The following is a 23,449-nucleotide window of genomic DNA, read 5'->3' on the forward strand; positions in this document are numbered from 1 at the left end:
AAAGGAGCGAAGAATCGCTCCTTTCTGTATGTCAAAAAGATTAATGACCTAAGATATAGGAGAAGATTAATGGCGCAACGATCGTCGCATCAGATTCTACGATAAATTTAGGCGTATCAATATCTAATTTGCCCCAAGTGATTTTCTCGTTTGGAACAGCACCAGAATAAGAACCATACGAAGTTGTTGAATCCGAAATTTGACAGAAATAAGCCCAGAAAGGTACTTCTTCCCATTCAAGATCTTGATACATCATCGGAACTACACAGATTGGGAAGTCACCAGAAATACCACCTGCGATTTGGAAAAATCCAACACCTTTACCTGCTGAGTTGTTACGGTACCACTCTGTCAAGTAAATCATGTACTCAATACCAGATTTAACCGTACTCGCTTTCAATTTTCCTTTGATCACATTGGAAGCAAAGATATTACCCGTCGTTGAATCTTCCCATCCTGGACATACAATCGGTAAATTTTTCTCAGCAGCAGCAACAATCCAAGAATCTTTTGGGTCGATTTCATAATATTGCTCCAACACACCAGAGTTAACAACCTGATAAAGAAACTCATGTGGTAAGTAACGCTCACCTTTAGCCTCAGCAGCATGCCAAACATCTTCAAGATGTTTCTGCAAACGACGGAAAGCTTCCTCTTCCGGAATACAAGTATCTGTAACACGATTATAGTGGTTATCCAATAACTCTCTTTCTTGCTCAGCTGTCAAATCTCTATAATTCGGGATTCTTTTGTAGTGTGAGTGTGCCACAAGGTTCATCACATCCTCTTCCAAATTAGCACCAGTACAAGAAATAAAGTGTACTTTATCTTGACGGATCATTTCTGCCAAAGAAACACCCAATTCAGCAGTAGACATTGCACCTCCCAAAGAGATCAACATTTTTCCACCATCCAATAGATGTTCCTCGTAACCTTTTGCAGCATCTACTAATGCAGCTGCGTTAAAGTGACGGTAATTATGCTCAATAAATTGAGAAATAGGTCCTTTTTGAGTACTCATGATATTTTCTAACTTTTATAAAATAATAAGTATCGCAAAGGTACTGAATATAATCTATTTTCGTCCCAATAGAGATTCAAAACGCGTATAGACCACATTTTTTTTTAACAAATGTAAAAAAAATGGTATTCCTAGGCTGCGATTATAAACGTGACGCTTCTTCCTCGATCGAAGTCTGTTTGATCTTTTGCTTTTTATATACACCAAATGTCTTCCCCAGCAAAATCATAGTGAAGATTTATACTATTTCTTTGCAGCGGATTTCTCAGGTTACTCGTTGAAGTACCCGATTAAGTTATAAAACTGAAAAATAAGTTAGCAGAAGATATTCAATCAAAAAAAAGAATCTAAAACCTATTTTTTCAACAACTTATAGAAAAACAAATAGGCCGCTATCAAAAAGATAACGATAATAATCAGGACAATAATCTCTTGTGTCCCTATTCCCCAGTTCATACTATTCATAATTTTTTTCCCAATTTAAATGATCCATTTCTCGCATTGATCTAAAAAAGTTTGGTCTATATCTGCCCCGATTCCAATTTGGTCTGAGATATGTATTTTGTATCCGTCATATTGAATACCACCGATAACAGGATCTTCCAGATGGCCAACCATACATGTGTCCAGATCAAAAAACTTGACATTTGGGGCAGCATACGCGAAATGTACCTTAGCAGCCAAAGCCAAGCGAGATTCCAGCATTCCTCCTATCATACAAGTAATGCCGTATTCCGCGGCAATATGATTTATTTTTAAGGCCTCTTGAATACCTCCTGATTTCGAAAATTTAATATTGATATAATCGCAAGCATCAGCTTTACAGAGACGCTCTGCGTCATGGTGAGAATAAACAGATTCATCTGCCATCACGGGAACTATAGTTTCTGTGCGCAATTGGGGTAAATATTCGTCATCCCAGGTACGCATTGGTTGTTCACAAAATTGTATCTTAAAAGGTTCCAGCCCCTGCAAAGCTTCTATTGCCCCCGCATAAGACCAGCCTTGATTTGCATCCACACGAATAGGCATTTCGAATCCAACAGCCTTACGTATTTCACGGATACGCGCAATATCCGTTTTTGGATCCTTCCCCAGTTTAACTTTCAACATAACCGCACCTTCGTCCTGTAAACGCTTTGCCTTCAGCACCATCTCTTCCGGAGATGCAATTCCTAAAGTGATATCTGTCGTAATCTCTCGTTTCGTTCCCTTTAGAAACTGATAAAGCGGTAGACCAGCATGCTTGGCGGCCAAATCATACAAGGCCATATCAAAAGCCGATTTGATCGTTTTGTTACCGGCAATATACAAATCCAATTCAGCCAAACGCTCTTCTATGGCCAAAGGATCGCGCCCCTTCCAGATCTTTGCAAAATCTCTTGCCAGAACTAAGCAAGTATCTTGTGTTTCTCCAACGATCATCGGAAAGGCAGAACATTCGCCCACACCATATATATTGGCATCGGTATATATACGTATAAAAGTATTTTGCGCATAGTCCATTGTCCCTGTCGCAATGACAAAAGGTTCCATAGGAATGCTTAATCGATAAATTTCAATTTCAGTTATTTTCATCTCATTCTCTTTAGTTAAGTCATGTCGATACAGCATAAAAGGATATGCAATACTTTGCCTAATTTATATATATTCTCGCATTCTTGGGATGCTTTTTCCATATTCCACAAAAAATATTGCCAAATGATGCATTATTCAGCTACGCATCAAACTGTATTAACAGTCACGAATACCAAATACAATATCAGCAACAAAACCTATTAAAAGAAATGATAAAATCAAATTAAATACATTTTCATTATAATATTTATAATATTTACGATTTTTATTCCTATATTAGCAATCATAATTATTTGAAAAGGAAAGATGATCGAACAGAGACCGAAAACGGAGGGCCTTTACGACCCTAATTTTGAGCATGACGCCTGTGGGGTAGGCTTTGTCGCCCATATCAAAGGAAATAAATCACACGCACAAGTCAAGGATGCATTGACCATGTTGGAAAATATGGAACACCGCGGTGCTTGTGGCTGTGACCCAGAAAGCGGTGACGGAGCAGGTATCATGATCCAGCTTCCCCATGAATTTTTATGGGAAGAATGTATCAACTTGGGTATACAACTGGAGGAGCCAGGTTATTATGGCACAGGTATGGTCTTTCTTCCTAAAGAAGAAGACATGAACAAAATATGTCGGGACTTGATTGAGGAAGCGGCAGCAGAAAGGGGTATGAAATTCCTTGGCTACCGTCCAGTACCAGTCAATCGTGAAGGTATTGGACCAACAGCGCTCAGTGCAGAACCTGAAATTGTCCAATTTTTTGTCAGCAGACCGGACGGCGTTTCAAACACTGAAGAATTTGAACGCAAACTTTTTGTACTACGTCGCCTGATCATTCAAAAAGTTAAACAACAACAAGAATATCCTCTCCCGCTTTACTTTGCATCGCTTTCTTGCAAAACAATTATTTACAAAGGTCAATTAACAACATACCAGGTCGGAACTTATTATCTTGACTTACGCGATCCTCGTGTGGTATCTGCTTTTGGCTTAGTTCACTCGCGCTTTTCCACCAATACCTTCCCTTCATGGTCCCTCGCACAGCCATTCCGCATGCTGGCACACAATGGCGAGATCAACACGTTGACAGGTAACCTGAATTGGTTTTATGCAGGTATGCGCGCTTTATCATCGCCCTATTTTACGGAAGAAGAGATGGAAATCTTACTTCCAATCGTTGACCGTGGTCAGTCCGATTCGGCCTGCCTCGACAATGTAGCGGAACTTCTTTTACACAGTGGTCGTAGCCTCACCCATGTTATGTTGATGTTGGTCCCTGAAGCTTGGGATGGCAATACACAAATGGATCCTTTAAAACGTGCTTTCTACGAATACCACGCGACGTTGATGGAGCCTTGGGATGGTCCTGCAGCACTCTGCTTCACCGATGGTAAACATATTGGTGCTACACTAGACCGCAACGGTTTACGTCCTCTTCGTTATGCCGTAACCTCAGACGACCGCGTCGTTGTTGCTTCTGAAGCGGGAGCGCTTCCGATCGAGGAGTCTACCATCATCAAAAAAGGCCGCCAACAAGCAGGCAAGATTTTTCTTGTCGACATGGAACAGGGACGTATTCTTACCGATAAAGAAGTAAAAGATCAGCTGATCAACCAGCAGCCCTACAGCGATTGGTTGGACAATTACAAAATCAAACTGGAAGAACTGGAAGAACCTCGTGTAACCTACACCTATCTTTCCAAAGATTCCGTTTTCAAATATCAAAAGACATTTGGTTTCTCCCGCGAGGATCTGGAAACCATCCTGACCCCAATGGCATTGACAGGGTACGAACCGACAGGTTCAATGGGGTCCGATGTTCCGCTGGCTATTCTTTCCGATCAACCACAACATATCTCAAGTTACTTTAAGCAATTTTTTGCTCAAGTAACCAACCCACCAATCGATCCGATTCGTGAACGCTTGGTCATGAGTTTAGCAACATTCATCGGTAATGCAGGCAATATCCTGATCGAAGACAAGAAATTCTGTCACTGTGTGACTTTGCCGCATCCAATCTTGACCTCCAAAGAACTGGAGAAATTGCGTTCGATCGATACAGGATTATTCCAAGCAAAAACCATTCAGTCTTATTTCCGCTCGGATGGTAAACCTGGATCATTGGAAGCAGGTCTGGAACGTTTGTGCCGCTATGCGGATGATGCCGTACGTGATGGTTTTGAAGTCTTAATTCTTTCAGATCGTGCGATTGACTCTAAACACGCAGCTATACCTTCATTACTTGCTGTTTCGGCCGTCCATCACCACTTGATCAAAACAGGTAACCGTGGCGCTGTAGGTCTCGTGGTCGAAGCAGGTGATGCTTGGGAAGTACACCATTTTGCCTGCCTATTAGCATTCGGTGCCACTGCGATCAACCCTTATATGGCATTGGCGAGCATCCGTACGATGAAGGAACAAAATACCTTAGATACAGAGCTCACTTGGCCAGAATTATCGAAAAACTACGTCAAGGCTGTCAATAATGGCTTGTTGAAAATTTTCTCCAAAATGGGGATCTCCACATTGCAATCCTACCACGGAGCACAGATCTTCGAGGTACTTGGCATCGACAAATCTGTCGTCGATAAATTTTTCTGTGGAGCAGTCTCACGTATCGGTGGCATGACATTAGATGATCTTGCCAAAGAAGCCCTCTCAAAACACTGGCGTGGATTTGAAAAAAGCCGCACACCGCAAAATCTATTGCCAGAAGGCGGTATTTACCAATGGAAACGCCGCGGTGAAGGCCACCTTTGGAATCCCGACACGATTCACCTATTGCAACAGGCCTGTCGCACAGGAGACTACGCAACCTATAAAAAATATGCACAGAAAATCAACGAGCAGAAGGAACATATGTTTACCCTTCGTGGATTGTTGGACTTTGCAAAACATCGCAACTCTATTCCGTTGGAGCAAGTAGAACCTGCTAGTGAAATTCTAAAACGTTTCGCAACCGGGGCGATGTCCTTTGGGTCAATTTCCCACGAAGCGCATAGTACCCTTGCCATCGCTATGAACCGCATCGGTGCAAAATCGAACACCGGTGAAGGTGGAGAAGATGAATTGCGTTATCAACCGCTTCCAAATGGAGATTCGATGCGCTCGGCAATTAAACAGGTTGCCTCGGCCCGTTTTGGTGTCACGTCCAATTATCTGACACAAGCGGACGAACTACAAATAAAAATGGCCCAAGGTGCCAAACCGGGAGAAGGAGGTCAATTACCGGGTCCCAAAGTGGATGCCTGGATTGCAAAAACCAGACACTCGACACCGGGTGTCGGTCTGATTTCACCACCACCCCATCACGATATTTACTCCATCGAAGATTTAGCCCAGCTGATCTTTGACCTAAAAAATGCTAACCGTCAAGCAAGAATCAACGTAAAATTGGTCTCTAAAGCTGGTGTTGGTACCATTGCTGCCGGAGTTGCAAAAGCCCATGCCGACGTCATTCTTATTGCAGGTTTTGATGGTGGTACAGGTGCATCTCCAATCAGTTCAATTAAACACGCCGGACTACCTTGGGAATTAGGCCTTGCAGAAGCGCATCAGACACTTGTTAAAAACAAATTGCGCAGTCGCGTCGTTTTACAAGCGGACGGCCAGGTAAAAACAGGTCGCGACATCATCATCGCTACACTATTGGGTGCTGAGGAATGGGGCGTATCGACAGCAGCATTGGTTGCCGGCGGCTGTATCATGATGCGTAAATGCCATCTTAATACATGTCCTGTAGGTGTTGCAACCCAAGATCCAGAACTGCGTAAATTATTCTCTGGAAAACCAGAAGATATTGTCAACTTATTTACCTTCCTCGCAGAGGAGGTCCGTGAAACAATGGCTTATCTAGGCTTCCGCACCATCAACGAAATGGTGGGAAGAGCTCAATTCTTGAAAAAACGCGAAAATATAGATCATTGGAAAGCAAAGAAAATTGACTTTACCGACATCTTGCACGTGGAACGCAACGAGCCTGGACAATCGTTATACAATACCGAAGAGCAGGATCACGGTATGGCCATGATCTTGGATTGGGGCTTATTAAAACAGTCTAAATTAGCTCTTGAGAGCAAAACTCCTGTGTTTGGCACATTTAAGGTCAAAAATACAGACCGTACGATCGGAACAATGTTATCCAATGAAATTTCAAAACTCTACGGTTCTGAAGGCCTGCCTGATAATACCATCAATTTCAAATTTGAAGGTTCGGCCGGACAAAGTTTCGGTGCATTTTCAACAAAGGGTCTTTCATTTGAATTACAAGGTGAAGCCAATGATTATGTTGGAAAAGGGCTATCAGGAGCTCAGCTAGCAATCTATCCAGTTGCAGAAAGTGCTCTCGTACCGGAAGATAATATCATTATCGGCAACGTTGCACTATTTGGAGCAACATCCGGCCATCTATTCGTCAACGGACAGGCCGGCGAACGCTTCGCTGTACGTAACTCAGGTGCAACAGCTGTAGTTGAGGGTGTTGGTGACCATGGCTGTGAGTACATGACTGGAGGTCGTGCACTGATCTTAGGGGCAACGGGTCGTAACTTTGCTGCCGGAATGAGCGGTGGTATCGCATGGATCTACGACATTAACGAAGATTTCCGCGAAAACTGTAATCAGGAAATGGTTGATCTGGATCCATTGGAAAGTGAAGACGAAACCGCAATTATCGCTTTGCTGAAACGTCATATTTTGCTTACCAATAGCCGCAGAGCAGATTTCATCCTGCAAAACTGGTCAAGAGAAAAAAATAAATTCATTAAGGTATTCCCTAGAGAATACAAAAATGTCATTCGTCAAAAATTAGTGGAAGCATAATATAGGAAGCACAGATCATGGGAAAAATTACAGGTTTTAAAGAATTTGAGCGCGTGCTTCCGACAAAAGAAGCTGTGGAAGGTCGCGTAAAGCACTTTAAGGAATTCAATAAAGGATATTCAGAGAATGAGCTCAATAAGCAAGCTGCACGCTGTATGGATTGCGGCATTCCATTTTGCCATTCAGGTTGCCCACTGGGCAATGTTATCCCTGAATTTAACGATGCCGTATACGATGGAAAATGGGAAGAGGCCTATCAGATTTTGTCCTCCACCAATAACTTCCCCGAATTTACAGGCAGGATATGTCCGGCACCTTGCGAATCGGCATGTGTATTAGGTATACATAGCAGTCCGATTACTATTGAAGAGATTGAGAAACATATTATTGAGATCGCATTCAAAAAAGGCTATGTCAAAGCACATAAAAGCTATTTAAAAACAGGCAAACGCGTCGCTGTCGTGGGCTCTGGTCCAGCAGGACTAGCGGCTGCCGCTCAGCTCAATAAGGCTGGACACGATGTTATCGTCTTCGAACGTGATGACCAGGTTGGAGGTTTACTCCGCTACGGTATTCCGGATTTTAAATTAGAAAAATCGGTGATCGATCGCCGTGTCAATCTCATGAAAGAATCGGGAATAGAATTCAAGGTTAATACAGAAGTTGGCAAAGATATCAGCTTTTATGAATTAAAAGCTTATGATGCAGTTATATTGGCCACCGGCTCAACCGTTCCTTGGCATATGCAATTGCCGGGACATGAAGCTAAAGGAATACATTTCGCTATAGACTTTTTGACCCAACAGAATAAAGAAGTAAGCGGAATAGCTATCGAACAAGACCGCATCTTGGCAACAGACAAACATGTTGTTGTCATCGGTGACGGTGATACCGGATCAGACTGTATTGGTACATCCAATCGTCATCGTGCAAAAAGTATTACACAGATTGCCCGCAAACCTACACCATCTAAACATCGCCTAAAGAACAATCCTTGGCCGATGGACAAGCTCACATTCGGAACCTCCTCTTCCCAAGAAGAAGGCTGTGAAAGACTTTGGGCTACAGAAACCCAGGAATTTGTCCAAGACGAAAATGGTCATATTAAGGGAGTAAAAATCAAGGAAGTTCAATACGAAGTTGATGAATTTGGAAAAAGAACCCGCTTAGGAGAATCCGAGATCCGTGAAATACCGGCAGACCTCGTATTACTGGCTATTGGTTATCAACATACTGAACATACGCTCTTAGAACAGTTAGGTGTTCGTGTAGATGAAAAGGGAAATATCCTCGCAAATGACAAAGACTACCAAACGACAATTGATAATATCTTCACTGCCGGAGACTGCCGTAAAGGCCAATCGCTTGTTGTTTGGGCCATCTCCGAAGGACGCGAATGTGCTCGAAAAGTCGATGAATACCTAATGGGTTATTCAGAGCTTGAAAGCAAAGACTTCCTGACCACAATAAATGCTTAAAAGTAGGCCGCGCTCAACAGAGAGGTCATACTAATGATACGCCAAGCCACCGTTTAATCTTTAGCAATAAGGACAAAAGCTTGGAAAGTATAAAATCATAAAAAATGTCCGTTGAGAATTCAACGGACATTTTTTATGATCAGTAATTAGTCCCTATTTCAATGGGTCCTTAAGCTTAACAAAATAAATGCTGTTTTTATCTACAGTCTTTATGTAAGGCAATATTTTCGACTCATAGAAACCTTTTCCGGTTACCCCAAAATCATCATCATTACATACCGCAATCAGGGATGGATTAATAACAGCCAAGCCTTCTGCTTTATCATGCGGATACAATTCCTTGATGTCAGTCATTAAATCGGCAACCAACGTTTTATTGACTGGTTTAATATTATATTTAGCCAATGTAGCCGCGTCTTTGAGTTCCTCGACAGTTTTACCGTCAAATAATTTCCCGTTTGCGGTATTATTCGCATCTGAGATATCTGTTGCGCCAGAAAGATCTATTTTATAAATTCTCTTAAATACAGTAGAACGAGTTGCTTCTGTCGCGTATTCCCCATCACGTTCCAAGACAATAAATGTTGAATTGCTCACGGCAGCGATTTCACTCACAGCCTGCAAATCGGTACGCTCCATCATATAGACATATTGTTTCGTGACGCCGCTCGCAATATCCAGCGTAACAATACGGATTGCCAACGAATTTTTAATCGCATCTTTAGATGGATTATACAGTGGAAATTGCATGATTCCGACCAGTGTTTTACCGTCTGGTGTAAGCGTCAATCCTTCCATTCCGCGATTAGGACGACGTTTGGCAAATACCAAAGGCAACTTTTTGCCCGTAGACCAAGGATTAATCCGTTCGATTTCTTTTCCCGAAACGTCAAAGTGAACAATATGTGGTCCATATTCGTCACTGACCCACCAAGTACCATCCGCAGCCCTTGCTAGTCCCTCGGAATCGATTCCATCCTCACTTTTCCCTAGATCTTTACCATCAACCCCCAATGCTTTTTCCCCAGAACCACCCTTTCCTTCAGGATTTGGCAGACCATTCAATTTCACGCCATCTTTATTTTTTAATTCGATAACAGACTCCAATGTCAGCGTATTATCCTTTAACCTAAATTTACCGATCTGTGGTGCAAATGCTGGAGTAGCAAATACTTTGCTATCACTTTCAGTTCCATCAATATTCGGTCCCCGATCAGTTAAAAGATAAAATATGGATTTATCAGTAGGATCTTGAACCATCGATGACCCATAGCCTCCATTATACACTTTTACACCATTAATATCACTTAATACTTTTGGATCTGTTGCTATTGCCTTTTGGGGATAGGTCAATTCCACAATCGGGTCAATAATCTGCGACACATCATCTTTACTACATGAAGCACACAATAGGGCCATCCCCAGTACACTGTATATTTTTTTCATCTGTTCAAATTTTTAAATAATGCTTACTGCTGTTCAGGTTTATTCGAATAACCAAATTTTATTCCTCTAACCTTGCATGCCTGATAAAACAGTACGGTTAATCTAAACGATCTATGCTTGGCCGGCTGTCCGAATACTGATGCAAACATAATTGCCAGATATTAGCCAATCATTAACATAAGTTTAAATAAACTGCATCTATCGCAAAAAGCACCCTATAAAAATTAAATACCCGCGGTTATGGAATTTTGAATTTTCGTGCATCACTAAAAAAATAACAGCTAATTGTGCCGCGAACCATCGATGTATTCACGGACCTCACCTACTAAACATAGAAAGATGAAAAAAATCATAATTGCCCTTTTCATAATTTTGGTATTTTCCAATGTGGATACGAAATCTCAGATCAGAACTACACGCGAAATACCCAGCTTAAAAATTAAAAATGACAATGGCCAGCAAAACAAGGTGATGTTGGCAGATCTCAAAGTAGATGTCGTCATCTTTGGAAATATTGCCAAAACGACGATGACAATGATCTTCGACAATAAGACCAATCGCGATCTCGAGGGCGAACTGACATTCCCTATGCCGGAAGGCGTCTCCGTGAGCGGCTACGCCCTAGATATCAACGGTAAATTACGCCAGGCAGTTCCAGTCGATAAAAATAAAGGTACCGAAGTATTTGAAAGTATAGAAACACGTAGGGTCGATCCAGGACTATTGGAAAAAGTCGAGGGAAATAATTTTCGAACTCGAATTTACCCATTACCAGCGAATGGGAAGCGCACCGTTCAGATCAGCTATTCGGAAAATCTGACAACAGCATCCGATCAGGCTCGTTACTACCATCTACCCTTAAACTATACGTCCCCCATTGAAAATTTCGCCTTGGATATTCATGTCTTTCAGGATACACATAAGCCAGATTTCACAGAAAAACCAGATGGTTCTTTGGCATTCTCACAACAAAATAAAAATTATTCAGCTTCTTTACATAAACAACAGTTTAAATCCCAGCGAAATTTAGCCATTCAACTGCCGACAGACAACAGGGAAACATTAGGTCTATTTCAGGCAAATAATGACAATACCTTTTATTTTCTTGCCAATGCAAGCGTCAACTCCGTAAAACCTGCTGAGAAAAAATGGGGGCACAGCATTGGAATTATATGGGACCGTTCGCTCAGCAGTAAAAATAGAAATATCGAAAAGGAACTCGCGTTATTGGATCTTTTCTTTAAAGAAAACCCCAATATGACTGTTGATCTGGGCTTATTGGACATCCGCTTTGTAAAAGGGCATACGTTTCAGGTAAATCAAGGTAATTGGAATGATCTCAAAAACTACATCAAAGGAATTGATTACGATGGCGGTACAGATTATAGCCAAATAAAGGCCGGTGTAATACAGGCCAGCAATTACCTGCTGTTTAGCGACGGACTTTCTACATTCGGTCAAAGTAAAATGAGCCTTGACAATCCAGTCTATTGCATTACTTCATCCAGTGGATCGGACTATGGTGTCCTAAAACAAATCGCCCAGAAACATATTGGAAAGATGATCAATTTAGTCAATACCTCAATAACTGAAGCGTATCATAATCTAAATACAATAGACCTTATTTACCTTGGGATAAAAGAAAAAAATGATTTTGAGGAAGTTTATCCTCAAAAAGGCGCCCCGATACAAACCAATTTTTCTATCGCAGGCATAGGGAAACGTCCAGGACTGAAGCAGCTCACAGTACTTGTAGGAGATGGGCAGCAAGCACCACAAGAAATTAGTATAGCGCTGCAACCTGACCATGGTGAAATTGATCTACAGCAAATCTGGGCACAAAAGAAAATTGAAGCGCTGGATCTTCAGTACGAAGACAATCGTGAAGAAATTGAAACCCTTGGTAAACAGTTCGGTATTGTTACCCGAAATACCAGCTTAATTGTACTGGAAACTGCAGAAGATTACATACGTTATGCAATAACTCCACCTGCCGAATTGCTTTCCGAATTTAATCGGCTCATAAAAGAAGAACGTATAGCAAAGGAAGAACGTGTAGCAGACTTGTTGGATCAGGCTCAAGACATTACCAAACAGCTTCGGTCCTGGTGGAATACCGATTTTCAGCAAAAAAAGAAATATCCAGAGCGTAAAAAATTGATTCGAATTCCAGAACCTGCCGTTGCTGAAGAGATGGCTACCGGTGTTGCTCCAGTTACACCCAGTCCGTCGCGTCCCGCAGCTAGTCCTGCAGCTCCTACACTAGTCTTAGAATCGCGTTCATCTGACGGAACCTCAGCGAAAAGCATCTCGGCAACCGGCAATGCAAGCACTGCCCATGCAACAACCGGCGAACTGGCGAGGGCGGCCGCATCTGAGGACGTTCTTCAGGAATTCGCTGTTTTTCAATCCTTAGAAGGACGTGTAGCTGGCCTACAAACGCCAAGCACCATGAACAACATACGTGGAAAAATCAGCATCCCCGAAATTAAAGAAGACCAAGCTTATTTACAGGACCTTATTCAATCCAAAGATCCTTACAAAAGCTATCTCCAACTTCGGAATCAGTATATGGGAACGCCAACTTTTTATTTTGATGTCGCAAACTTCTTTTTCAAAAGAGGAGATCGAGACAAAGCCTTACTCATCTTAAGTGCACTCGCAGACTTACAAATTGAAAATGCAGATCTCTACAAAACCATCTCCTATAAGTTACGGGAATGGGGAGATTACGACAATGCACTGTTCATTACAGCTAAGGTATTAAAATGGCGTCCAATGGATCCACAAAGCCACCGTGATTATGCCCTTGCATTACAAGACAAAGGTATGTTCAAGGAAGCACTAGAACAATTATATGGGATTTTGACCCAGAGCTACTCCCCGGAAGCTGCCGACCGCGATGACGGTATTGAAGAAACATTGGTTATGGAAATCAATAATCTCATTAAGACAAACAAATCGGCAGGCTCTACCCTAGGAGTGGACAAAAAATTGATTGCAGACCTACCGGTTGACATTCGAGTTGTCATCAACTGGAATTCACAAAACACGGATATCGACCTTTGGGTAACTGATCCAAATCAAGAAAAATGCTTTTATAGTAATCCTGCCACAGCCATTGGAGGAAGGCTCAGCAATGACTTTACTGGCGGCTATGGCCCTGAACAGTTTTTATTGAAAAAAGCATTGAAGGGAAAATACAAAATTGAAGTTGATTTCTTTAACGATGGTTCCCTGACCCTTGCAGGTCCAGCAGCGGTCATGGCTGAAATATATACCTACTATAGCAGTGGAAAGCAGGAACGAAAAATTGTTACGATCTATCTGGACCGCAATAAAGAACGCAGTGTGGGGATTGGCGAGTTTTCATTTCAATAACCTATAGTCAACGAAGTAGGCAAGCCAGTCATTTGACTTGCCTATTTTGTTTAATGCAATTTCCGGACGATAAGATCTTTTTGTCTATTTTCCAATTTGGTCTTTACATAAGGGTAAGTGAATACAGCCCCCAGAACAATACAGGCTCCAAGATAAAAGCCGCCGCTCATGGTCTCCTTCTGTCCAAAGATCAACATCGCCAATAGAATACCGTAAACAGGCTCCAGGTTGGTTGTCAGCGCAACGGTAAAGGCTGACAACTCCTTCATGACGGCAACGCCCATGACATAGGCCACAGCAGTACAAACAACCCCTAACAACAAAAGATAGATTAAATCTTGCTGTCCCAAGCGCATTTCAGCATTGAACTCTCCTGTAAACAACATCAATATACTGATCCAGAAGCATGCTCCCATCATCTCATAGAACGTAATCAGGGTTGGGCTCGATTTTTTAACCATACGCGCGTTGGCGATTGAAAATATACTCGCGCAAAACGCACACCCAAGTCCCGCCAACAGACCAATGAGGTAATGTGTTTCAAAAGAAAAGATGGTATAAATACCGATAATAATTACCATACCAACAACAATATCCAACAGCGCAATGCGCTTTTTATTCACAATAGGCTCCAATATTGCCGTAAATAAAGTCACAGAGGATAGCGTAACCAATGTCACTGATACCGTAGATACTTTGATCGAATAAAAAAATAATACCCAATGCAGTCCAACAACAGCCCCCACCATAAAAAATTGAAGAAATTGTTTCCGCGAAACTACAATCGATTGTTTGGTTAGCAAGAAATAGATCAACAGCGCGATAGACGCTATGGCAACACGATACCACACTAAATGAAGAGCAGATACGGAAATCAAGCTACCCAAAATTCCGGTAAATCCCCAAATAAGTATTGTTAAATGCAGAATTAGAATATTCCGATTTAATTTAATTTTAGTCATATTCGCTAGAATAGATGTATATAGAAATGATGAGCAATACCTATTATTTCCCTTTATAAGGCAAGCTCACTGATTTATTGAAAACTGAACAAAAAATTATTTTGGCGCTTTTATCGCCAGGTATATTGCTACGATTAAGAAGGTAACATTCGGAATTAATACGGCTATCAACGGTGGCAGTCCCCCTTTCAAAGAAAACATGTTTGCAAACTGTATAAAGACGATGTACGTAAAACTTAGCGCGATACCGATACCAAGACTCAATCCTATTCCCCCACGCACTTTCTTGGATGACAGAGCCACGCCCATCAAGGTCAGTACAAAAGCTGAAAATGGATACACATAACGTTTGTATTTCTCAAGTAATAAATCGTTCATGACTCCGGTTCCTCTGATCTCCTCCTTATGGATACGAATATTTAATTCGCGTGTATCCATGGCTGTAAACATATTATCACGTACCTCAAAATCCGAAGGTTTCATATCCAAGGTTGTGTCTTTAACGGCACCTTTGTCCATGCGTTCATGTAGTCCATTGATAATACGATTGGTATACCCTTCGATCTTCCACTTTGTGGCCACCGAGTCCCAGGTAATACGGTCGGCCATCATTTTTTCCTTGAGGGTATCCCCTTTAAAAATTTCAAGGACAAAGCCGTATCCAGTTTTGGTTGTATTATCAAAATTATCTATATAAACATAGCTGTTTTTGTCCAACTGCATGTGGGTAGAAACCCTCGAGTTGTCTTTGGGTGGTTTTACATAGATATTTTCAAAATCAACCTTCATCTTATTGGTATTTGGAATAATAAAAATATTGAATACCAGAGAAACGATAAAGATTAAAGTTGCAGCGATCATGTAAGGACGAAGCAAACGGTTGAAGCTATACCCGGCGCTTAGAATCGGGACAATTTCAGTTTGGTCCGCCATCTTCGATGTAAAGAAAATAACCGCAATAAAGTTGATCAGCGGACAAAGAAAATTTAGGTAAAAAGGAATAAATCCAGCATAATACTCAAAAATAATCTTATCGAGAGGAGCATGATATTTTAAAAAATCATCCAATCGTTCGGACACGTCAAAAACCACCATGACAACAGTAAATATGGCCATAGTGAATAAAAAAGTACTTAGATACTTTTTGATAATGTAACGATCGATTAACGACAGCATTTTTTAGTTGAGCTTTAGTTCTACAAACGTTGATCCAATATTTTCACCATTTTGTTTTTCCAATCGTAGAACGTTCCATCAATGATTCGCTCCCTAGCCTGATTAACCAACCAAAGGTAAAAATGTAAATTATGTAAAGAAGCAATTTGTGCCCCAAGAATTTCCTGCGACTTAATCAAATGCCTTAGATAAGCCTTCGAATAAAATTGATCCGCATGCAGATCACTCTCCGCTTCTATTGGAGAAAAATCGTCTTTCCACTTTTCATTTTTGATATTGATAATACCATTTTGTGTGAAAAGCATGCCATTTCTAGCATTACGGGTTGGCATAACGCAATCGAACATATCCACCCCTAAGGCAATATTTTCAAGAATATTTACCGGTGTTCCCACCCCCATGAGATAACGTGGCTTGTCATGTGGTAAGATATCACAGACAACTTCGGTCATAGCATACATTTCTTCCGCAGGCTCGCCTACCGATAATCCACCAATCGCATTTCCTTCGCGGTTAAACGAAGCAATAGTCTCCGCAGATTTTATCCTCAAATCTTTGTAAACAGATCCTTGAACGATGGGAAACAAAGTCTGATCATATCCATAAAGTGGATCTGTGCTATCGAAACGATCCACACAACGTTTCAGCCAACGATGGGTCATATCCAAAGAACGACGTGCATACCCATAATCACATGGATAAGGCGTACACTCATCAAATGCCATAATGATGTCTGCACCGATAATACGCTGCGTATCCATTACATTTTCCGGTGTAAATAGATGTTTTGATCCATCGATATGGGAACGAAAGGTAACCCCTTCTTCTTTGATCTTACGTACTTCCGTCAACGAATACACCTGATAACCACCAGAATCCGTTAAAATAGGTCGATCCCAACCATTAAATTTATGCAATCCGCCCGCCTTATTCAATACATTCAACCCTGGACGTAAATAGAGGTGGTACGTATTACCCAGAATAATCTGTGCTTCAATATCGTTCTTCAATTCATGTTGATGAATTGCTTTCACTGTACCTGCCGTACCAACAGGCATAAAAATAGGTGTTTGAATGGGACCGTGTGCAGTTTCGACAACACCTGCACGTGCTTTTGACAACTTATCTTGTGCTTGTAGCGTAAATTTCATTAATATTTTTCCTCTGAGACTATTTCTATTTTAAAGGATGATTTGCCATGGATATGGCGCTATCGGCAATTTGAGTAAAAAAAATTAAAAACTCATTTTCAACTAGTTGAAACTTAAAAAGTCGTTATAGCTTTCCTAATTTCCACCCAAGCTCGGATTCATCCCTAGAATACGTTGCAAAAATACTATAAAAAGATTTGCAAACAGGATGTTTCAAAAATAAATTATCATTTTTCCCCTATAAAAAAGTTGCGGAAAGCACTTATCTTTGTGAGCTATGCTTGACCTTCACGTATTTTTGGCCAATCTTCCATATATTGCTTTCGGAGTATTGGGTCTTTTCCTATTGATACAATTGTACTACATCTTATTTGTATATAGTAAATTGACTAGTTATCAACTTGAACCTGTACAAGAAGGAACTGAATTCCCACCGCTATCCGTTATTATTTGTGCACACAATGAACAGGATAATATTCCTGAATTCCTCCCAAGTATACTGAATCAAGACTATCCCAATTTTGAAGTAATTGTTGTCAATGACTTCTCGACAGACAATACGCCTTGGATATTGCATGAGTTTGAAGCAAAATATCCCCATTTAAAAATTGTGGATATCAAAGAGCATATTCGCTTGAAACATGGTAAAAAGTTTGCAGTCAGTATGGGGATCAAAGCATCAAAGCACCAGACACTGGTGTTTACCGATGCGGATTGTGCGCCACAATCTGATCAATGGCTCAAAGAAATTGCAGCAGCTTTCAGACCAGAAACAGAAATTGTACTGGGCTATTCTCCCTATTTTAAGAAAAAAAGCTTACTAAATTTATTGATTCGATTTGAAACCAGCCATACCGCCATGAGTTACTTCTCCTATGCATTAAAGGGAGATGCCTATATGGGAGTAGGGCGTAACATGGCTTACAAAAAAGACCTTTTCTTTCGTAACAAAGGATTCGCTGCCCATATGCATATTAAATCGGGCGATGATGATCTTTTTGTCAACCAAAATGCAAATCCGACCAACGTTAATATTGCACTGGCAGCCGAATCCATTGTCTATTCAGAACCCAAAGCGACCTGGAAGAGCTATTACAAGCAAAAAGCAAGACACTCAGGCGCCTCTACTATTTACAAAAAGCGACATCAGCGCATGCTGGGCACCCAGCTGGTATCGGCAGTCTGCTTTTACATAGCACTTATCGCAACAGCAATTGCCTTTCCAATGTACTGGTATGTTCCTGTTACAGCCTACCTCCTAAGGCTAATTGCACAATGGATAATATTTGCCAACATCTATAAAAAACTAGAAGTAAAGGAACTGATTTGGTGGCTGCCTTTGGTAGACTTCATCTACTATTTCTATATTTGCATCAATGGCATCTTCAGCAGAAAAAAGAAAAAAATAAGCTGGAAATAATTTACTTTTAAAATACGAAGCTTTGAATCCAACAGTTGATATCATCTATAACTATTTTCCAAAATTAACGGATATTCAAAAAGAACAGTTTGCAAAACTTGCCGACCTCTATACATTTTGGAATAGCCAAATCAATGTCATTTCGCGTAAAGACATCGATAGCCTCTACCTGCACCATGTGTTACACTCGCTAGGTATTGCCAAATTTGTCCAAGAGCTCGCGCCAGGAACACAAATTTTGGATGTGGGGACCGGAGGAGGCTTTCCAGGTATCCCAATGGCCATTATGTTTCCTGAAGTCAAATTCCATTTGGTCGATTCTATCGGCAAAAAAATTAAGGTCGTACGTGAAGTTGCAGCTGGACTCGGTCTCCAGAATGTTGAAGCAGATCATATTCGCGCAGAACAACTCGACGACAAATATGATTTTGTCATATCACGTGCCGTGACAAGACTTGGCGAATTTACGCCGTGGATACAGAATAAATTCGCAAAAAAAGATAAAAACGGGATTCCTAATGGAATTCTTTACTTGAAAGGCGGAGATCTCACCGAAGAGATCAAAGAATCTAAGCTCAAAGCAGAATTACACCCGCTTTCAGATTACTTTAAAGAAGATTTCTTTGATACAAAATATCTGGTCTACGTACCGATGTAATTAAAGTTTGGCATTACCCATAGGAAACTGAAGTCGCCTATGGATAATGTCTACAGAATCGAGGTAGTTTGTTAAACACTTATGGATATAAGCAATCTTCTCATAACGATCATTCTCACGAAGCCATTTTAAGGAAGGCTCATAATATATCCTAAATTTACGCAACGAATCTCCCGACAACTTACTGTATTCCTGTGTCAATGGATACCATTCCTCGCGAATCAGATCCTGCTGATATTCTTTTTCAAACTGACGCTGAAGCTTTCTCGAATTTCGTCCCTTTCGACTGAATTTATTGTAAAGCTTGTTCAGATTGACAGCAATTCCCCCTGGTGAGGCAAGGTCACCATATTTTTCGTATCGCCCCAGAAAAAGATCGACTTATACTCCCCCTTTTTTTCTTCCCATTTATCCCCCGCTGATTTGCGTTTGATCGAAACAGTATCCAAACGTAAAGTATCTTTTGGACTTCCTTTTTTCCCAATGGTATCCTCATGGTAATATTCCGCTGGATAGGCAAAAAGTCCCGGCCGATAAAATGAAAAGTAGACACAGAAAAACAATAAAGATAGAAAGCCAATACGTACCATATTTATAATTGATAAACTAAAATAACCAACTATAAATAAAGTTAAAAAGGCTTTAACTATCTTTAACTAAAACAAGCTAAAGACCTAACTCTTTTTTAATTTCTAGGCCAATTAGATTAATTTCCTCATCCATACCGAACATAGGAAGCTCCGTTTCTGGATTCAGTTTCAGCCAGTTTGTATCATTGTCTTTAATAATCTTTACGTATTCTACGCCATCTTTAAAAATAACATATGTATCTTCTTCCTCAGGGAAAACAGAATAAACTACATCCCCCAATTCGATATCAAAAGGTTCTTTCATTTCCATAGTTAAAATATCATTAATCAATCAAAGTTACCAATTCCTCCTCTTTCTTTCTAAAATAGGCCAACATTTCGTCTCATAGTGTATCATCCAGGCCATAGGAATTCTGCTGGATTCAACAGCAATACATAAGCTTTTCAACAAAGAGCATATATCTGCTCAATGGGGTTGGCTGATTCTATTAAAACTACAGCGTCCGAGAGCAATTCTAACAAAAAGTACGACAGCTAGTTATATTTTTCTTATCTTTAAATAAACCCAATTATGAAACTAATTTATCCCATAGCTTTGACAAAAATCAAGGGCATTGGCCCTAGAACAGCGCGTAACATCCTTGAAAAAGGTTACAAGTTAGCAGACTTGTTCACCTATTCAAAAAAAGATTTGATGCAAGTCCTTGGGATACGAGAGTCGATAGCAGAAGCAATATCCAATAAAAGTTATATGCCAGCCTGCGAAAAAGAACTCGCCTTTATAGAAAAACACCAAATACAAGCACTGTTTTTGGAAGACGAAAATTATCCCCATCGGCTTCGGCAATGTGAAGATGCCCCTATCGTTTTATATTATAAGGGAAATCAGCCCCTTAACAAAACAAAGGTAATTAGTATCGTTGGCACAAGGCATGCCACCCACTATGGTCAGAAAATATGTGAAGATTTGCTGGAGGCGATGCATGAATCCAAAGACACCTTAATCGTTAGTGGTCTCGCATATGGAATTGACGCACTAGCACATCGCAATGCGCTAAAAAATAATCTGTCTACCGTTGCCGTACTTGGACATGGCTTAGATCGAATCTATCCAAATTCCCATCGTGAGCTTGCCGCAAGAATGGTAGACCATGGCGGTCTACTGACGGAGTTCACATCCAACACTTTACCCGAACGCAGTAACTTCCCCATGCGTAATCGCATCATAGCAGGAATGGCAGATGTCACCATTGTCGTGGAGGCGGCCATTAAAGGTGGTGCTTTAATTACTGCAGAAATAGCCAACAGCTACAACCGTGATGTATGTGCCTTCCCCGGCTCCATTTATGAAAAAAGTTCCGAAGGCACCAACTACCTCATCAAAACCAACCGTGCTCATATGATTCGAGGGCTTCAGGATCTCGAATACCTCATGAATTGGGAAATCAGCACAAAAACCGTTGACCAACAGCTTAGCCTTCCGTTAACGCTGACGAAAGACCAGCAACTCCTTTTCACACTCATTCAGCAAAAAGGACAATTAGAAATAGACCACATGATTGAACTTACAAAATGGCCACAAAGTAAATTGGCACTGATCCTATTGGAGCTCGAAATGCAGTCATTCATTCACGCCCTGCCCGGTAAACGATATAGAACAGTCGGACTGGCCGAAGTTCAAAAAAATTAAATCTTGTCAAAGGACCAAGGCCCCTCGCATTCTAATGGCCCCTCTGTGGTAAAATAGCATATGCTACCTCTAAAATAAGTGAACTAAACCATAAACCAACAACAAAAACCAACAATTAATGAACGAAAACAATACAAAAAGTATCTGGAAAGTCATCGGAGCATCTTCCATGGGAACACTGATTGAATGGTACGACTTTTTTATCTTTGGCAGCCTTTCCATTGTCATCTCCACTAAATTTTTTCCTGCAGACAATCCAACTGCGGCTTTTCTTTCCACCCTAGCTACATTTGCTGCAGGATTTGTTGTCCGGCCATTTGGCGCCCTATTTTTTGGGCGACTAGGTGATATTATCGGTCGAAAATATACATTTATGGTTACTTTAATGCTCATGGGCGGAGCAACATTTCTCATAGGTTGTATCCCCAGCTATGCGAGTATTGGGTTTTGGGCCCCGCTGCTGGTGCTGATCCTTCGTCTCTTGCAAGGTCTTGCCCTAGGAGGAGAATATGGCGGTGCGGCAACTTACGTCGCCGAACATGCCCCATTGGGCCAGCGGGGCTATTGGACATCATGGATACAAACAACTGCTACTTTTGGCCTTTTTATATCACTCGTTGTCATCCTCCTGACCAAAGGATTTCTCAGCGAATCACAATTTGATTCTTGGGGATGGCGGGTTCCCTTCCTCCTATCTTTAGTCATGGTATACGTTTCCTATCTTATTCGTAAGAAGATGAAGGAATCACCCGAATTTAGCAAGGCCAAAGCGGAAGGAAAAACAAGTGCAAATCCACTAAAAGAAAGCTTTGGCAACCGCTATAACCTCAAATTTGTCCTGCTCGCACTTTTTGGCGCAGCCATGGGACAGGGCGTTGTTTGGTATACCGGACAGTTTTACTCGATGAGTTTCATGAAGACGGTCATGCATCTTCAATCTGACCAGGCCGATACGATTCTTGGTATCGCATTACTTTTGGGAACTCCTTTTTTTGTCGTATTTGGGTGGCTTAGTGACAAAGTTGGACGAAAATGGATCATGCTCGGTGGGATGTTACTTGCCGTATTGACTTATCGACCTATATACGAATCCATGTACCAACTGTCCAATGCAGAACAGAAAGTCAAGGTGAACGAAACAACGGAGGCCCCCAGCGGGCCGCAATCAACGGAAACTATTTCGATCACCAAGACTCAATATGAGGACCAGACAGAAGTTACAAGAACCAGCATGATACATCAGTCAGGAAAACTCAAGGGACAGCCAATGACCAAAACCACAGTCCATCTTGCAGGGAAGAACTATATGCTGCTCGTCCTGCTGATCTTTATACAAGTGATTTATATTACAATGGTGTACGGGCCCATTGCGGCATTTCTTGTTGAACTATTTCCTGTAAAGATCCGCTACACCTCCATGTCCTTGCCCTATCATGTTGGAAATGGAATATTCGGCGGGCTCCTACCAGCTGTATCGACGTACTTAACGACAAATGCCGAAGCATCCGCTACTCCGCAATTCTATCTTGCAGGTTTATGGTACCCTATTATCATTGCCATTGTATGTTTTATCATTGGCAGTATCTATATCAACAACAAATCAACTCCCCCAACACATGAATAATCTCAAAAAATTCCTCGGCATAATTTGGATCGTTTTAGCATTGTTTACTGCCTATTTCTCCATTTTTGAACTGGCCCTGCCAAAGATTTCAACGGGACATCAGGAAGATCTGGTATTTGGTATCATTATCCTGTGCATTTTAACTCCCATAATCTCCATAGGACTCGGCTTATTTGGCTATTATTCCCTATTGGGCGAATACAATCAAGAAAAAATGTAGTCCAAAAAATGAGATCGATTTTGAATAAGGGAAACTAGACTATTCAGCCTATTCAAAGTCGATCTCCTATACACTAGATTATACTACTTCCGACGTTTTCAAAAGAACAATTACAACCAATGGACTTCGTCAAGCACTTATTTTACACCATTTTTAGCGGATTTACACGGATACCCACTATTTTCCATCATAAAAAAGCGCTAAGAGCAGCTCCTAAATATAATTTATTGCAA

16 protein-coding genes are annotated in these 23,449 nt (G+C 41.1%); 8 read left to right on the plus strand and 8 right to left on the minus strand.

Annotated elements, in window-relative coordinates:
• Positions 1-40: 40 nt before the first annotated feature.
• On the minus strand, positions 41-1,021 hold the full coding sequence (locus OK025_RS03845; protein ID WP_046674101.1) for a deoxyhypusine synthase family protein: 981 nt from the start codon (positions 1,019-1,021) through the stop codon (positions 41-43).
• A gap of 480 nt (positions 1,022-1,501) precedes the next feature.
• Positions 1,502-2,599, minus strand: a complete 1,098-nt coding sequence (locus tag OK025_RS03850; protein ID WP_317668391.1) for a dipeptide epimerase — start codon at positions 2,597-2,599, stop codon at positions 1,502-1,504.
• A gap of 306 nt (positions 2,600-2,905) precedes the next feature.
• Between OK025_RS03850 and gltB the strand changes: the two genes are divergently transcribed.
• Both gltB and OK025_RS03860 read left to right on the plus strand, forming a co-directional pair.
• Positions 2,906-7,420: a glutamate synthase large subunit gene (gltB, locus tag OK025_RS03855; RefSeq protein WP_317668392.1), complete on the plus strand. Its 4,515-nt coding sequence runs from the start codon at positions 2,906-2,908 to the stop codon at positions 7,418-7,420.
• A 17-nt stretch (positions 7,421-7,437) separates the two neighbouring features.
• On the plus strand, positions 7,438-8,898 hold the full coding sequence (locus OK025_RS03860; protein ID WP_317668393.1) for a glutamate synthase subunit beta: 1,461 nt from the start codon (positions 7,438-7,440) through the stop codon (positions 8,896-8,898).
• Between the two features lie 153 nt (positions 8,899-9,051).
• Here OK025_RS03860 and OK025_RS03865 read toward each other — a convergent pair whose 3' ends face one another.
• Positions 9,052-10,344, minus strand: coding sequence for an esterase-like activity of phytase family protein (locus OK025_RS03865; protein ID WP_317668394.1), 1,293 nt, complete (start codon positions 10,342-10,344; stop codon positions 9,052-9,054).
• A 339-nt stretch (positions 10,345-10,683) separates the two neighbouring features.
• Here OK025_RS03865 and OK025_RS03870 point away from each other — a divergent pair, with 339 nt between their 5' ends.
• Complete coding sequence (locus tag OK025_RS03870) at positions 10,684-13,725, plus strand: VIT domain-containing protein (protein ID WP_317668395.1); 3,042 nt, start codon at positions 10,684-10,686, stop codon at positions 13,723-13,725.
• A gap of 50 nt (positions 13,726-13,775) precedes the next feature.
• Here the strand turns inward: OK025_RS03870 and OK025_RS03875 are convergent, their stop codons facing one another.
• From OK025_RS03875 to tgt, 3 genes are all read right to left on the minus strand, one after another.
• A complete protein-coding gene (locus tag OK025_RS03875; protein WP_317668396.1) occupies positions 13,776-14,687 on the minus strand; it encodes a DMT family transporter in 912 nt (303 codons plus the stop codon).
• Positions 14,688-14,783: 96 nt separating this feature from the next.
• Positions 14,784-15,860, minus strand: a complete 1,077-nt coding sequence (locus OK025_RS03880; RefSeq protein WP_411567696.1) for an LptF/LptG family permease — start codon at positions 15,858-15,860, stop codon at positions 14,784-14,786.
• A 23-nt stretch (positions 15,861-15,883) separates the two neighbouring features.
• Positions 15,884-17,014, minus strand: coding sequence for a tRNA guanosine(34) transglycosylase Tgt (gene tgt / locus OK025_RS03885; protein WP_075991063.1), 1,131 nt, complete (start codon positions 17,012-17,014; stop codon positions 15,884-15,886).
• 277 nt (positions 17,015-17,291) lie between these two features.
• Here tgt and OK025_RS03890 point away from each other — a divergent pair, with 277 nt between their 5' ends.
• Complete coding sequence (locus OK025_RS03890; protein ID WP_317668398.1) at positions 17,292-18,434, plus strand: glycosyltransferase; 1,143 nt, start codon at positions 17,292-17,294, stop codon at positions 18,432-18,434.
• 22 nt (positions 18,435-18,456) lie between these two features.
• Entirely contained in the window at positions 18,457-19,092 is a 636-nt protein-coding gene (gene rsmG, locus OK025_RS03895; RefSeq protein ID WP_317668399.1) for a 16S rRNA (guanine(527)-N(7))-methyltransferase RsmG, read from the plus strand.
• A gap of 308 nt (positions 19,093-19,400) precedes the next feature.
• Here rsmG and OK025_RS03900 read toward each other — a convergent pair whose 3' ends face one another.
• The gene (locus OK025_RS03900) at positions 19,401-19,682 is read right to left on the minus strand and encodes a hypothetical protein (RefSeq protein WP_317668400.1); all 282 of its coding nucleotides are present in this window, start codon (positions 19,680-19,682) and stop codon (positions 19,401-19,403) included.
• A 76-nt stretch (positions 19,683-19,758) separates the two neighbouring features.
• Positions 19,759-19,992 (minus strand): hypothetical protein, encoded by a 234-nt coding sequence (locus tag OK025_RS03905; protein ID WP_293905108.1) that lies wholly within the window; start codon positions 19,990-19,992, stop codon positions 19,759-19,761.
• A 261-nt stretch (positions 19,993-20,253) separates the two neighbouring features.
• Here OK025_RS03905 and dprA point away from each other — a divergent pair, with 261 nt between their 5' ends.
• The 3 genes from dprA to OK025_RS03920 all read left to right on the plus strand — a co-directional run bounded on the left by dprA (position 20,254) and on the right by OK025_RS03920 (position 23,216).
• Positions 20,254-21,372 (plus strand): DNA-processing protein DprA, encoded by a 1,119-nt coding sequence (gene dprA / locus OK025_RS03910; protein ID WP_317668401.1) that lies wholly within the window; start codon positions 20,254-20,256, stop codon positions 21,370-21,372.
• Between the two features lie 118 nt (positions 21,373-21,490).
• Positions 21,491-22,996 (plus strand): MFS transporter, encoded by a 1,506-nt coding sequence (locus OK025_RS03915; protein WP_317668402.1) that lies wholly within the window; start codon positions 21,491-21,493, stop codon positions 22,994-22,996.
• Entirely contained in the window at positions 22,989-23,216 is a 228-nt protein-coding gene (locus OK025_RS03920) for a DUF6814 family protein (RefSeq protein WP_201666325.1), read from the plus strand. Before OK025_RS03915 ends, OK025_RS03920 begins: the two co-directional genes overlap by 8 nt.
• The last annotated feature ends 233 nt before the right edge of the window (positions 23,217-23,449 follow it).

Source organism: Sphingobacterium sp. UGAL515B_05 (genome assembly GCF_033097525.1).
Classification (GTDB): Bacteria; Bacteroidota; Bacteroidia; order Sphingobacteriales; family Sphingobacteriaceae; genus Sphingobacterium.